Origin of the sequence: Moraxella sp. K23 (assembly GCF_041154765.1) — a bacterium.
GTDB classification, from domain to species: Bacteria; Pseudomonadota; Gammaproteobacteria; order Pseudomonadales; family Moraxellaceae; genus Faucicola; species Faucicola tetraodonis.
On sequence record NZ_AP031595.1, the window covers coordinates 62,430 to 75,504 of the forward strand.

The following is a 13,075-nucleotide window of genomic DNA, read 5'->3' on the forward strand; positions in this document are numbered from 1 at the left end:
ATCAGTTTTTATTTCTAATTAAATACACGCCAAGCGCGGCACTGGCAATAATAGGTAATAGCACCATAAAAAACGGTGAAAATCCCGTGCTTAAACTGACGAACCCGACCAAATCTTGCAGATAACTAAACACCAAGCCAAAGAGCAGAGCAATCACAATACGATAGCCCAAGCTTTGGTTACGCAAGGAGCCAAATACAAATGAACAAGCAACCAATACTAGCGATAACATGGCAAAAGGCGCCAATAGCTTTTTCCAAAAGGCAACTTCATGCTCAAGCGAGCGGCGTTTGTCTTTGGCTAAGAGCTGTTGGTGCTGCCATAATTCGGTCACTGACATGTTATCAGGGCTGCGTGTTAACAGATAAATCGCTGACGGCTCAATGGGTAATTGCAGCGTCATAGTCGGGATGGTAGTTAATTGACTGTGTCCATCGGCGGCGATGGTCAATTGTTTGATTTGTTGCAGCTGCCAGCCCGATGTCTTATCGGCGGTATTTTGACTGACAAAGCTGCCGGTATCGGCCTGCAGCACTTGCTGGATATGGGCAGTGTCGTCTAGCTGCCAAACTTTGATATTTTTGAGCTCGCCTTTGGTATTGGCATAGTCAATATTGATGATGCGGTTGGCTTGTTTGTCCCAATAACCGTTGATGGCACTTGATAGCAAAGGTTTGTCATGTTTGACTTGGTGCGCTAACTGATTGCTAGTTGGCACTACATACTGGCCAAGTAATAGCCCAATAATGACAAAAAGAATCGCTGGTTGCATCACCCAACCGACTATTTTAAAGCGGCTGATACCTGCTGCTTGAATCACCGTCAACTCACTGGTGTTGGCAAGCAAGCCTAGACCTACTACTGCGCCTAACAACGTGCCAAATGGCATATAGTCGAGTAAATCACTGGGTCCACTATAGGCAATAAAACGCAAGGCATCTAAATAATTGTAATGATCATTAAGATCCTGCAACTCTGCTAGATAATCAAAGACGACTTTAAGTAGCCAAAGACCAATAATGGCGCCTGCCATGGCAAAAAGCGCTTGTTTTTTAACGTAATGAGATAGAATCATGGCTGACCGCCTGGGGACAACTGACGACTGTGGCGACGATAGCGGACACGATGTACCACGCGGCTTTGCCAATTTAACAATAATGCAAATGCGATAAAACCAAGGATTAGCCAAATATATGCGTACTCACTTATGCGCTCTTTACCAATGGCAGTGCGTAGCGAAATGATACTAATCGCACAGCTAGCAAATATGAGCACTGAAGGTAACAAACGAAGCCAGCGTCCTTGACGGGGGCGCACCTGTGCAAGCGGAGTAGCAAGCATTGCCGCAATGATGATCAGCCACGGCATGGTAAAGCGATAGCCTAGCTCGGCTTTGACTTCGGGTTTTTGGGTATTGGCGAGCAGTTTGGCAGTGGTTTGGGTTTCGACATTGGTTTCGGTAATTTTTTCGCTAGCAGGTTTTTCTAGGGTGATGCGATATTTTTCAAAACTGGCTTGGTTGTATTTGGCGTTATTGGTGCCAAGCTCATAGCGACGACCCTGAAACAAATCTAGCTGCATTGAGCTATCCGTGTCTTTACTGGGTACTTGATAGGCGCGCGTGGCCGTGATGATAACATCGTTTTTGGCGATTTTGCCGCTTTTGTCGGTTTGCTGTTGCACCACGTATAGATTTTTGAGTTCACGTTTTTCTTTATCAAACTCATCGACATACAGGTGATAGTTACCACTGCTGATAAAGGTTTTTGGACGCACTAAATCGAGCAAACTACCGAGCGACTGGGTTTGCCAAATCTGCTTACTGTTAGACAGTCCCCATGGTTTTGCCCAAAGACTAATCCCCATCTGAAATACAAATAACCCAGCAATGAGCGGAATCATCAAACGCGTTAAACGGCCGCGACTGATACCACTGGCAAACAGGACGCTCATCTCCTGATCCACGTACATACGACCGAGCACGAGCATCAGTGCGATAAAAAATGACAGCGGTAAAATTAGCTCAAGAAAGGTTGGAATGTTATAGCCAATAATGGCAAATAGCAAACCCACATCCAGCCTGCCTTCTGCAGCGATACCAAAATAGCGTATTAAGCGACCGCCAAGCATCAGCGCCATCAGAAATAACAGCACAATCGCAGTATTAGCGGCGACTTGTTGCGTCATATAGCGTCGTAATATCACAAGTAACCACCTAATATTACTCAAAAATTAATCAATTCAAACAGCTAGGGAAGTAAATGCCAATATTGTACGACATCATACCATTCGGCGCATCTGTTAATCGGCTATTTTAGCGCGTTGCCGAGAGATTATGAATATGAATACTGTAAGGTAACATTTCACAATGACTTTTCACCACCACTTTTTACAGCCGCTTTATCAAAGCCAATTTTTACAAAGACTTTTTACAACCGCATTTTACCCTACACAATGACGCCTGCTATTCCATCACGCAGTGATAACCCAAATACCATAATAGGTATGCTATGATAATAGTTATTTCTTGATAACAATAATTAAGGAGCTTAAATGAGTTTGACATTGACACTAGCGACCGCGCTTAAAAAAACGGTCAAGAACAGCTATCACGTGGTATTGGTAGATGACAATAGCCAAACTATGGGGCAACTAACGAGCGAACTACAAACCGCTGTCAGTCGCTTGATTGAAGCAAGTCGTTTTAAGGGTAAGCTTGCCGATACCGCAATCAATTATGGTACTGACAACAATGTGGGTTTATTGTTGGTTGGCGTGGGCAGTCAAGATAAATTAAACGGCGGTAGCTTGCAAAAAATTGCCAAAGCAATTTATGCAAGTTTGAGTCGTCTTACCAAATCTGCGGTTATCAGTTTAGGCGATAGTATGGATGAAGTGAGTTTTGGTCAGTTGGCATTAGCCCTGTTAAATCAAAGCTATACCTTTGATATTTATAAATCGCAAAAAGCGGATAAACCGACGCTAAAAGACGTGACCTTATTGGTCAGCGCAGACAACCAAGCCGCGTTTGACGCCCTGCTACAGCTGCAACAGGCAACTGCCCAAGGTCAATCACTCACCAAAGATTTGGCAAATCAGCCACCGAATGTATGTTTCCCTGCCTATCTTGCAGAGCAAGCGCAAAACTTGGCAAATCAATACCCAGAGCTATTGACGGTCAAAGTACTGGGTGAAAAAGACATGCAGCAATTAGGGATGAACTGCTTTTTGGCAGTCGCTCGCGGCTCCGCGCATGAAGCTAAGCTAGTATTACTTGAGTACAATGGCAAAGCCGCCAAAAAAGACAAAAACAGCAAAACCAAAGGCAAAAAATCAAGCCTAGAGCAACCGATTGTGCTGGTGGGCAAAGGCATTACCTTTGACAGTGGTGGTATTTCGCTCAAACCAGGTCTCGGTATGGGTGAGATGAAATACGACATGGGCGGTGCAGCTGCAGTCATGGGCATGATTAAAGCGCTATGTGAAGCGCGTCTACCGCTGCAAGTCGTTGGCGCACTCGCTTGTGCGGAGAATATGCCATCAGGAACAGCGACTCGCCCTGGCGATATCGTCACCGCCATGAATGGTAAAACCGTGGAAATCCTCAATACGGATGCCGAAGGTCGTTTGGTACTGTGCGACACCTTGGTGTATGTGCAGCGCTATCAGCCAAAAGTGATTATCGACATGGCAACCTTGACTGGGGCATGTATCGTGGCGCTGGGTTATGTGCGCTCAGGTCTATACAGTAACAATGAAGATGTGATTTTTGAGCTTGAACAAGCTAGCGAATCAGCGTATGACCGTGTTTGGCACATGCCACTGGATGATGACTACCAAGAGCAGCTTAAATCCAACATGGCAGATATGCAAAACATTGGCGGTATGCCAGCAGGGTCAGTCACAGCGGCGTGTTTTTTATCGAAGTTTGTCGAAGATATTCCTTGGGCGCACTTGGATATTGCAGGGACAGCGTGGCAGTCGGGCAAAGAGCCAACCGCAACGGGTCGTCCAGTACCGCTATTGATGCATTATCTCTATCGCCAAGCTACCCAAGATGCAGTCTAGCTGATAGGACGCTGACCACCCTATGACGGCATCACAAATTAGTTTTTATATTTTATCCCCGCAAAAAAAACAGCTGGCGTTTGTCTGCCAGCTAATTTCAACCGTGCTAGCCAAAAGCGAGGATAGCATTATTGTGGTGGCAGCGTCCGAGCTATTACCCTCACTTGATGAGCGACTATGGTCATTGAGTGATGTGGCATTTATTCCCCACCAAATTATCCAGCGACTTGATGCCTTTTACCACCAAAAACTCCCTGCCAGTGTGGTACTTACTGATAATATCGAACTTGTCACCCAATTTGATGGCGTCGTCATCAATCTCACTAACGAAGCAATTGTAGATACCCAAGCTAGCCGCCTGCTAGAAGTCATCGACGCCGCCCCCGAACAGGTTGAAAGTGGTCGTCACAAATACCGCGCTTATCAAGCACAATTACAAGCCCTAGCAACTAGCAGCCCACCTAACATCCAAGTTTTTCAAATCCGATAACCTCTCTATCCGACAATTTGATAGATTTAAGTTGACAAGTTGACGATTTTAAAAATAATTATGCAAATTGTTAAAAAATGTTAATATATCAGCCATTTTTGCGGTGAAATATTAAGAGGTTGTTATGTTAAAGCTTATCCAAGCGTATCAGCGCGTGGGGTTGGTGCCTTTGATTGTGATAGGGCTGATACTGGGTATCTTAGTCGGTTCATTAGCCAATCCGACTATCATCGGCGGTTTATCCATGAGTGTGGCGCAAACCATCTCAATTTTGGGGGCGTTGTTTGTCGGTGCGTTAAAAGCGATTGCACCGTTGTTGGTGTTTATCTTAATCATTGCCGCTATAAGTCAGCATAAATCAGGCACTCAGGTCAATGTCCGCTCAACCTTGGTGCTGTATATGGCAGGTACGTTCTTGGCAGCTTTGACGGCCGTCGTGGCAAGTTTTTTATTCCCAACCGAATTGATTTTAAAAGCCGGTGAAGTCAGCCAAGCGCCACCGTCATCTTTAGCAGAAGTGATAAAAGCACTATTGACCAACATGGTGGAAAATCCTATCAAATCGATCGTCAATGCCAACTACATGGGCGTGCTATCTTGGGCGGCGATTTTGGGTTTTGCCTTGCGCCATGCCTCAGACAATACCAAGCAAATGATTAACGATTTGGCGGAAGCGGTCTCAAGCGTGGTCAAATGGGTGATTTGGTTTGCGCCATTGGGCGTGTTTGGCTTGGTGACACAAACCATCGCTGAAACTGGTCTGTCGGTGTTATTAAGTTATGCCCGTTTGTTAGCAGTGTTGGTCGGCTCTATGGCATTTATCGCGTTGGTTGTAAACCCATTGATTGTGTTTGTCAAAACCCGCAAAAATCCCTATCCACTGGTGTTTACCTGTCTTAAAGAAAGTGGCATCACCGCCTTCTTTACTCGCAGTTCAGCCGCCAATATTCCTGTGAATCTAAACCTTGCGCATAAGTTAGGTTTGCATGAAGATACTTATTCAATCACTATTCCACTAGGTGCCACCATTAATATGGCAGGGGCGGCGATTACCATCAATGTCATGACATTGGCAGCGGCACATACATTAGGTATTCACGTGGACTTCGGGTCTGCGCTGTTGTTAGCTGTGGTATCTACCTTAGCTGCGGCGGGGGCATCGGGTGTTGCAGGGGGGTCATTGCTATTGATACCATTGGCCTGTAGTTTCTTTAATATTCCTGACACCATTGCCATGCAGGTAGTCGCGATTGGCTTTATTATTGGGGTAGTACAAGACTCGGTTGAGACAGCACTCAACTCATCAACGGACGTGTTATTCACCGCGGCAGCAGATCCCAAATATGCTGCTTATCACCGCTAAAAGTTGCTAAAGATTTTGAGTCATATAACAATAAAAAAGGTATTCAGAGTGTCTTTTTTATTGACCAAATAATCAATCCAGTAATTAGCCACAAAAAAAGATGCCACGCAGGCATCTTTTTTTATAAAAATCGTTTAACAATTAGCGATTATGGTTTTACTACAACAGGTACGATTTGTACATCAACGGGTACAGCCGTTGTTGTTGAGGCAATCGCTGTATTGTCGTCAATAGGTTTAACGGTGACTGCTTGAACCGCAGGCCCTTTTGGGATAACTTTTACTACAGGGACCACAACTACAGGATTGGGTTGAGCATTCATAGGTGCTCTTGGCGCAACAGATTTGTTAGTGCTTTCGTCGATTTTTAGGTCAGCTGGGATATCAATGTTTATTTCGCTGGTTCTTGGCGTTGCTTTGCTGCCTTTTTTAGCCTTGGCTGAAGCTTTGGTACTGTGAGTATTTTTTGAGGCTTTTGTGGATTTTTGCGTCGCTTTTTGCGGTTTTGCTTTTGCCGATGCGACGTTTTTGTGTGTGGTAGTCGATTTGGTCGTAGTTGTTACTTTAGTCGCTGCTTGGGCACTCACGGTAAGACCTGTTGCTATGACTAATGCAGTAAGCGTTGTGGCTAATTTTTTCATAATTTTTTCCTCATTGTTGATTGCTAAGTTGATGACCAGCATGTTTTCTATAGTTATATTAGGTGGTTAGTATCATTCCCCAAATATGACCGTATTATCAATTATCAAGAAAATACTTTAAGGGAGTACTAAACGCCTAGATATCATTATAGAACAATCATCCGACGCAACAATGTAAGGATTGCAGGCAAAATGTTGAGAATACGTAAATAAATCCTAACGCCATCAAAGAAGTTATCCGGTAGCGTTAACAATCAGTGAAATTGTCAATGAAACGCCATCAAATTTTATTTTGGGGTAAATTTTATGGTATAAGTAAAAGATTAGTTATCGGCATTTATTAACAAAGTGTTGCAAAACTTACTAAAGCTTACTAGAAGCGTCAACGATATCAACCTTGGAGGAATTTTTTTGCACTTTTTTATATAACGGCTATGAGAATCCCACAAACCTTACAAAATTGCTCGTTACAACAAGATAGAATCATTTTAATATGCAGTCATGTGTTAAAGCATAGGTCAATATGCTTTAATAACTAAAATGCAAAATTTCTAAAAGTGTCAAAGTACAAAAGCAGGACATTAAAAATACTAAAAAAAGGAGAATTATCATGTTTCGTTGGGCTATTATTTTTGCGGTAATCGCACTGATTGCGAGTTTCTTAGGGTTTGGTGGTGTCGCAGGTTTATCGGCAAACTTGGCATATGTGTTCTTGGCAGTAGCGGTGATTTTATTTATTATCGCCTTTATTAGCCGAAAAGTTTAGCTACTAAAGTTTTGATACTAAATGGTAATACGATAGGTCGATTTGATAGCCCTATTTAACTTGGTATGAATCTACCAAACACACTTAAAATAACCTTTTACGATATGAAAACACGTTTGTTTGATGCAAAGTGTTAACAATGTAAAAGGTTATTTTTTTTTGTTAGAATTTTTACTCAGATATAGCTTTGCCTCATATGCCAGCAATGCCAGTAAGGCAACCAAAAATGGCATGATGTAATACAGTAATCTAAAAATCAATAGCACCGCCAGCATCTGCGTCCGATCGACTTTGGGCAAAGCCGTAATCATAACCACTTCAAATACGCCCAATCCCCCAGGGACATGACTTAAAATACCGATTGCCATTGATTGAATAAACGCAGAAAAGGTCGCCCAATAGCTAATATGCTCAGAAGGCGGCAATAGTAAGTACAGTACCAACGCCACGGTACTTAAATCTAAAATGGCAATCGCAATCTGTTGCAGCAAAATTTTGGCGGGCGGTAAGTCAAAACGCCAACCCCGAATTACCACGTGTTTGCCTTGCTTGCCAGCATATACAATAATCGCTGCAATAACGCTTAACATGATGATGCCAAGCACCCGTACATAAAAAGTATGCTCAAAGATGCCAAGGGATTTATCCAGTTCAGATAATAGTTGAATGGTAATCTCAGGATGGCTAGTCAAAGACGCCCCAATCAACGTGGTAATACCAAAGGTAAATGCCATCGACACCATCCAGACGATATTGGCAATTTCATTATGAGTCAGATTAAAACGGCGATAGTTACGATAACGGATACCACTTGCGGTCACAAGATTGAGCCCAATGGTGTGGCTAATGGCATAAGCGGTAAAAGAGGTGAGGGCGACATGGCGGTAATCAAGTTTTTTGCCGAGTTGGCGTAGCGCAATAAAATCATAAAGGGTGAGTACTAAATAACCAAAAGCCACCACGATGGCGGCGATAATAAGATGGAAGGTAGGAATATGCGCGATAGCGTCTAGAACGTCTTGATAGTGCACAGTTTTGGTCAAACCATAAAGCGCGCGAATTGCCATAAAAAAAATCAATACCGTAATCGCTGTTAATGCAAGTCGCCAAACCTGCTTAAACCAAGAACTATTCATGCATTCAACCTAATTTTTTTTAGTAGACATTACAATCATTTAATCGCCAACATTATTTTCATTATCTTCAAACAATGTCAAATTTATCTCATCATCTCGCGCAGTAGGGGTTTGGTGCGCCAAACGCTCGGCACGCAGTCGTTTGAGCCGTCGGATAGTCAATAACTTAAGTACTTGCCGCTTTTGTGAGTCATTCATCATAAGCCAAAGGTCACGCTCAGTGCGATTGCGCAAACAGCCTTTACAATACCCCTGTTTATCAAGCTCGCAGACTTGAATACAAGGACTGGCAATCTCAAATAACTCTTGCTGCTCCATCGCGGTGATACCTCCTGACTACGCCATGCCAATGGACGCGTAATCCACCTATGCAGAGATAAGGTTATGGGCGGAAAATCAAATAATAGCGGCAAAAACGTACTATCAACTACGGCTATCTAACTAACACGACAAATTTTAACGTGTTGAAACCTCGCATCATGGCTATTTTAGCCAAGCAATGCTAAGATTAAATGTTAGCCAAACCAACAACAGTCGATATGATAATTTACTATAATTAAAAAATAGCGAGAAAACCATGCAAATTGTGTATATTCACGGACTTGATAGCAATCCAAACGCCGAAAAAGCGCAAAAACTCAAAGATTTTTGTGCCAAATATTTCCCACAAATCAAAGTTGTTGCGCCCGATTTGAATCGTTCACCCAATGAGTCGATTGCTTTAATCCAAGAAATTATTGCCAAAGACCCGAATACAGGTTTGGTCGGTAGTTCGCTCGGGGGATTTTATGGCAATATTTTGGCAAATTTGACAGGTAAAAAAACCGTATTGCTCAATCCAAGTGTGCACAGTGGCACAAGTCTCAAGCGTTTTTTTGGGGAAGATTTTGACGGTTTGCCCGATGATTATATCGGTCACGTGACCCCCGATGGTTGGCATATTAGTAAAAAAGATATTGAGTGGCTGGTAGCAAATCGCCCCGAACAATCGCTCAATCCGCAGAATTTATTGGTAATCTTGAAAAAAGGCGATGAGTTGCTCAATTTCCAAGATGCGGTCAATTATTTTAGTCAAAGCGCTTTGGAAAAAAGCAATGCCCAAAGCCATATCATTGTGGAAGAGGGTGGCGACCATGTGATGAGTGATTTTGAAACCAAACTACCGCAAATCATACTGTTCTTGTTCGGCTTGCCGTTGATTCAATAAAAAATGTTGGTCAAAAGTTCAAGCATTAACCTAGAAAATGGGTTTGCGTCATATCACTAGCTATATCTACTATTTGTATTTGTTATGAATCATTTAAAATTTTAAAAAATTAAGGTTGTTATGAGTAGTTACACATCCACATCACTTGAAGTATTAGAAGGTCTTGACCCGGTACGCCGTCGTCCTGGTATGTACACTGACACCACCCGCCCCAACCACTTGGCACAAGAAGTCATCGACAACTCGGTGGACGAAGCCCTTGCAGGTCACGCCAAAAACATCACCGTGATACTGCACACGGATGGCTCATTATCAGTCGAAGATGACGGACGCGGCATGCCCACCGACATTCACCCCGAATTTAAGCAATCGGGCATTGAGCTGATACTCACCCGCTTACACGCAGGCGGTAAATTTTCTACCGACAACTATCAAGTCTCAGGCGGTCTGCATGGCGTGGGGATTTCAGTCGTCAATGCCTTATCGCACAAAGTCGATGTTACTGTGTGGCGAAATGGCGAAGCATTTACCATGCAATTTGTCGATGGCAATGCCGTTGCCCCACTGGCGGTTGCGCCGTCTTCTAACAAGAAAAAACGCGGTACACTCGTGCGGTTTTGGGTCAATGAAACATACTTTGATTCACCAAAATTTAACATTAAACAACTCAAACACCATCTTAAAGCCAAAGCCGTGTTATCGGCAGGGCTGACCATTACTTTTATCAATGACATTGACGGCGACAAAGACGTTTGGCAATTTACCGATGGGCTATCGCAATATCTCACCGAGCAACTGGTCGAAGAAATCATTCTCCCAGAACAGCCATTTGTGTTTAATTACGATGCCAAAAAAGGCGAGCGAGCAGGTTTAAGTTTTGCCATTTGTTGGCTTAGCGAGGGTGGTACGCCTGTACAAGAAAGCTACGTTAACTTGATTCCTACAGCACAAGGTGGCACCCACGTCAATGGACTACGCACAGGTATTACTGACGCGTTAAAAGAATTTTGTGAACTGCACAATCTACTGCCGCGCAACGTCAAACTCGCTCCTGAAGATGTGTGGGATGGGGTCAATTATATTTTATCGCTAAAATTCTCCGAACCCCAATTTAGCGGGCAGACCAAAGAACGCCTATCGAGCCGAGAAGCGGCGGGCGTGGTACAAGCCTTTGCCAAAGATGGCTTTAGCCTGTGGCTCAATCAAAACTCGGAGATTGCCAAACAAATCGCTGAATTGGCGATTAATAAAGCGGGCAAACGCCTCAAATCCGCCAAAAAAGTCGAGCGTAAAAAAATCACCCAAGGACCGGCACTGCCAGGCAAATTGGCGGATTGTCGCGGCGATTTGCGAGATGGCGCAGAGCTGTTTTTGGTGGAAGGGGATTCGGCAGGTGGCTCGGCAAAACAAGCCCGTGACCGTCACTTCCAAGCGATTATGCCCCTGCGAGGCAAGATTTTGAACACATGGGAAGTATCGCCCGATACGGTGCTTGCCAGTGAAGAAATCCACAACATTGCCATTGCCATTGGCGTTGATCCTGATTCGGACGACTTGAGCGAGCTGCGTTATGATAAAATCTGTATTTTGGCGGATGCCGATTCGGATGGACTGCATATTGCCACGCTGCTGTGTGCGCTGTTTGTCAAACATTTTAAAGCAGTCGTTGATGCAGGGCATTTGTATGTCGCTATGCCACCACTATACCGCATTGATATTGGCAAAGATGTGGAGTACGCCCTTGATAATGACGAGCTTGAGCAAATCTTGAAAAAAGTGGCAAAAAATAAAAAGCCGCAAATTACCCGTTTTAAAGGTTTGGGCGAGATGAGTGCCGAACAGCTACGTGAAACCACGATGAATCCTGATACGCGACGTTTGGTGCAGCTAGACCTTGATGACCCAACTGCAACCGATAGCATGATGGATATGCTGCTTGCCAAAAAACGCGCCAGCGACCGTAAAACATGGCTTGAGCAAAAAGGCGATTTGGCGGAAATTGGGGTTTAATGGCTACGCAAATGATTGACGTTAAGCCTACAATGCTAGCGCATACTTTTGTAGATGCGATTTATCAACTTTCCCTTTCTGCCTAACATCTAACATGGGGCAAATCCGCGAATATGACTAAATTGTTGATTACCCTGCTGTTATTCTTTATCACCGCCATTGCCGAGATTGTCAGTTGCTATCTTGGCTATCTGATGCTCAAACAGCATAAACCGCTTTGGCTCATTGTACCTATGACCATCACGCTCGCCCTGTTCGTATGGTTATTGACCCTTCATCCCACAGCGACAGGGCGAGTGTATGCCGCATATGGTGGCATATATATCGCGACGGCTTTGATATGGCTGAAATTTGTCGATGGCGTTTCTCTGACTCACTGGGACAGCATCGGCGGTTTGGTAATATTGTTGGGCGCAAGTATTATCATCCTTCAGCCCAAAAGTTTGTTATAGACTCCGCCAATCAACAAATTTGCTAATTTCAGTGAACTAATGTAAACTGAAAATTTTAGCCTAGTATCTTAATTCAATCTAGTATCTCAAAGAGTATATTCATGGATATCAACCAAACGCCAGTAGACCCTAGCCACTTTGGGTCTAACGTGCCGCGCCGTCATGACCCAAAAATTGCCAAACTTGCCAAAAAATATTTACAAATAACAGGTTGGCAAGTGGTCGGTGACGTACCTGATGTCAAACAACTGGTGATGCTCGCTGCCCCGCACACCTCAAACGAAGACGGTTGGAACGCGGTGATGGGTATTTTATCGGTTGGCATTGATTTTAAATTGATGGGTAAAAAAGAGCTGTTTCGTATTCCCCTCATCGGGTCTTTCTTAAAATGGGGTGGGATGATTTCGATTGACCGTCAGAAAAAAGGTTCAACTTTGCAGGCCGCCATTGAGCAATTTAACCAACAAGAGCAGCTTTGGTTAGGGTTGGCACCTGAAGGGACCCGCAGTTATACCGAAAAATGGAAAACAGGGTTTTATCATATTGCCGTAGGGGCGGGCGTACCGATTTTACCGATTGCGATGGACTATAACACCAAGCAAATGCGCTTTATGCCCTTGTTTTACCCAACGGGCGACTATGACGCCGATTTGCCCAAAATTTTAGAAAACTATCGTGGCGTTTTGGGTAAGCATTTTGAAAAAATGTCACAGCCGTTACAAGATTTGCATGGCTAACTGTCTTAGCTACCCCATAAATTTCTTATGCTGTCTTTACGTTAAGCTACTTTTAGTTAAGGTAGCTTTATATTAAGGGCTTAACAACTCTGCTGTCACATTCAATCCATTTCTTATTAGCGGGCTGATAGGGTAAAAAAAGGGTAAAAATTCGCTATGAAAGTCCTTTTGCTGACAATACGTTCAACAAAAGGGTATCAAGGTAA

At 43.7% G+C, this 13,075-nt stretch carries 13 protein-coding genes; 8 read left to right on the forward strand and 5 right to left on the reverse strand.

The window, feature by feature from the left end:
* Position 1: 1 nt before the first annotated feature.
* On the reverse strand, positions 2 to 1,075 hold the full coding sequence (lptG, locus tag ACAM37_RS00300) for an LPS export ABC transporter permease LptG (protein ID WP_369626255.1): 1,074 nt from the start codon (positions 1,073 to 1,075) through the stop codon (positions 2 to 4).
* Complete coding sequence (gene lptF / locus ACAM37_RS00305) at positions 1,072 to 2,205, reverse strand: LPS export ABC transporter permease LptF (protein WP_369626256.1); 1,134 nt, start codon at positions 2,203 to 2,205, stop codon at positions 1,072 to 1,074. The genes lptG and lptF overlap by 4 nt, the downstream gene beginning before the upstream one ends.
* 348 nt (positions 2,206 to 2,553) lie before the next feature.
* Here lptF and ACAM37_RS00310 point away from each other — a divergent pair, with 348 nt between their 5' ends.
* The 3 genes from ACAM37_RS00310 (at position 2,554) to sstT (ending at position 5,921) form a co-directional block, all read left to right on the forward strand.
* Positions 2,554 to 4,068 (forward strand): leucyl aminopeptidase, encoded by a 1,515-nt coding sequence (locus tag ACAM37_RS00310; protein ID WP_369626257.1) that lies wholly within the window; start codon positions 2,554 to 2,556, stop codon positions 4,066 to 4,068.
* 22 nt (positions 4,069 to 4,090) lie between these two features.
* Positions 4,091 to 4,558, forward strand: coding sequence for a DNA polymerase III subunit chi (locus ACAM37_RS00315; RefSeq protein ID WP_369626258.1), 468 nt, complete (start codon positions 4,091 to 4,093; stop codon positions 4,556 to 4,558).
* 124 nt (positions 4,559 to 4,682) lie between these two features.
* Positions 4,683 to 5,921 carry a serine/threonine transporter SstT gene (sstT, locus tag ACAM37_RS00320; protein WP_369626259.1) on the forward strand — a complete coding sequence of 413 codons (1,239 nt, stop codon included), beginning with the start codon at positions 4,683 to 4,685 and terminating at the stop codon, positions 5,919 to 5,921.
* Between the two features lie 148 nt (positions 5,922 to 6,069).
* Here the strand turns inward: sstT and ACAM37_RS00325 are convergent, their stop codons facing one another.
* A complete protein-coding gene (locus ACAM37_RS00325) occupies positions 6,070 to 6,561 on the reverse strand; it encodes a hypothetical protein (RefSeq protein ID WP_076775432.1) in 492 nt (163 codons plus the stop codon).
* Between the two features lie 610 nt (positions 6,562 to 7,171).
* Between ACAM37_RS00325 and ACAM37_RS00330 the strand changes: the two genes are divergently transcribed.
* Positions 7,172 to 7,327: a DUF1328 domain-containing protein gene (locus ACAM37_RS00330; RefSeq protein ID WP_007115844.1), complete on the forward strand. Its 156-nt coding sequence runs from the start codon at positions 7,172 to 7,174 to the stop codon at positions 7,325 to 7,327.
* Between the two features lie 149 nt (positions 7,328 to 7,476).
* Here the strand turns inward: ACAM37_RS00330 and ACAM37_RS00335 are convergent, their stop codons facing one another.
* The gene (locus ACAM37_RS00335; RefSeq protein WP_369626260.1) at positions 7,477 to 8,463 is read right to left on the reverse strand and encodes a putative bifunctional lysylphosphatidylglycerol flippase/synthetase; all 987 of its coding nucleotides are present in this window, start codon (positions 8,461 to 8,463) and stop codon (positions 7,477 to 7,479) included.
* Positions 8,464 to 8,502: 39 nt separating this feature from the next.
* Positions 8,503 to 8,781 (reverse strand): DUF1289 domain-containing protein, encoded by a 279-nt coding sequence (locus ACAM37_RS00340; protein WP_369626261.1) that lies wholly within the window; start codon positions 8,779 to 8,781, stop codon positions 8,503 to 8,505.
* Positions 8,782 to 9,040: 259 nt separating this feature from the next.
* On the opposite strand from ACAM37_RS00340, the gene ACAM37_RS00345 reads away from it, so the two are divergent.
* The 4 genes from ACAM37_RS00345 to ACAM37_RS00360 all read left to right on the forward strand — a co-directional run bounded on the left by ACAM37_RS00345 (position 9,041) and on the right by ACAM37_RS00360 (position 12,869).
* Positions 9,041 to 9,670, forward strand: a complete 630-nt coding sequence (locus ACAM37_RS00345; RefSeq protein WP_369626262.1) for a YqiA/YcfP family alpha/beta fold hydrolase — start codon at positions 9,041 to 9,043, stop codon at positions 9,668 to 9,670.
* Positions 9,671 to 9,790: 120 nt separating this feature from the next.
* Positions 9,791 to 11,680 (forward strand): DNA topoisomerase IV subunit B, encoded by a 1,890-nt coding sequence (gene parE, locus ACAM37_RS00350; protein WP_369626263.1) that lies wholly within the window; start codon positions 9,791 to 9,793, stop codon positions 11,678 to 11,680.
* 113 nt (positions 11,681 to 11,793) lie between these two features.
* Positions 11,794 to 12,132: a YnfA family protein gene (locus ACAM37_RS00355; RefSeq protein ID WP_060995363.1), complete on the forward strand. Its 339-nt coding sequence runs from the start codon at positions 11,794 to 11,796 to the stop codon at positions 12,130 to 12,132.
* Between the two features lie 101 nt (positions 12,133 to 12,233).
* The gene (locus ACAM37_RS00360; RefSeq protein WP_369626264.1) at positions 12,234 to 12,869 is read left to right on the forward strand and encodes a lysophospholipid acyltransferase family protein; all 636 of its coding nucleotides are present in this window, start codon (positions 12,234 to 12,236) and stop codon (positions 12,867 to 12,869) included.
* The last annotated feature ends 206 nt before the right edge of the window (positions 12,870 to 13,075 follow it).

What these genes read in the sequence shown, in the direction of transcription:
- ACAM37_RS00345 (WP_369626262.1), top strand. Translation starts at nt 9,041, where the DNA reads ATGCAAATTGTGTATATTCACGGACTTGATAGCAATCCAAACGCCGAA.
- ACAM37_RS00360 (WP_369626264.1), top strand. Translation starts at nt 12,234, where the DNA reads ATGGATATCAACCAAACGCCAGTAGACCCTAGCCACTTTGGGTCTAAC.
- lptG (WP_369626255.1), bottom strand. Translation starts at nt 1,075, where the DNA reads ATGATTCTATCTCATTACGTTAAAAAACAAGCGCTTTTTGCCATGGCA.
- ACAM37_RS00335 (WP_369626260.1), bottom strand. Translation starts at nt 8,463, where the DNA reads ATGAATAGTTCTTGGTTTAAGCAGGTTTGGCGACTTGCATTAACAGCG.
- ACAM37_RS00315 (WP_369626258.1), top strand. Translation starts at nt 4,091, where the DNA reads ATGACGGCATCACAAATTAGTTTTTATATTTTATCCCCGCAAAAAAAA.
- ACAM37_RS00330 (WP_007115844.1), top strand. Translation starts at nt 7,172, where the DNA reads ATGTTTCGTTGGGCTATTATTTTTGCGGTAATCGCACTGATTGCGAGT.
- ACAM37_RS00310 (WP_369626257.1), top strand. Translation starts at nt 2,554, where the DNA reads ATGAGTTTGACATTGACACTAGCGACCGCGCTTAAAAAAACGGTCAAG.
- parE (WP_369626263.1), top strand. Translation starts at nt 9,791, where the DNA reads ATGAGTAGTTACACATCCACATCACTTGAAGTATTAGAAGGTCTTGAC.
- sstT (WP_369626259.1), top strand. Translation starts at nt 4,683, where the DNA reads ATGTTAAAGCTTATCCAAGCGTATCAGCGCGTGGGGTTGGTGCCTTTG.
- ACAM37_RS00340 (WP_369626261.1), bottom strand. Translation starts at nt 8,781, where the DNA reads ATGGAGCAGCAAGAGTTATTTGAGATTGCCAGTCCTTGTATTCAAGTC.
- ACAM37_RS00325 (WP_076775432.1), bottom strand. Translation starts at nt 6,561, where the DNA reads ATGAAAAAATTAGCCACAACGCTTACTGCATTAGTCATAGCAACAGGT.
- ACAM37_RS00355 (WP_060995363.1), top strand. Translation starts at nt 11,794, where the DNA reads ATGACTAAATTGTTGATTACCCTGCTGTTATTCTTTATCACCGCCATT.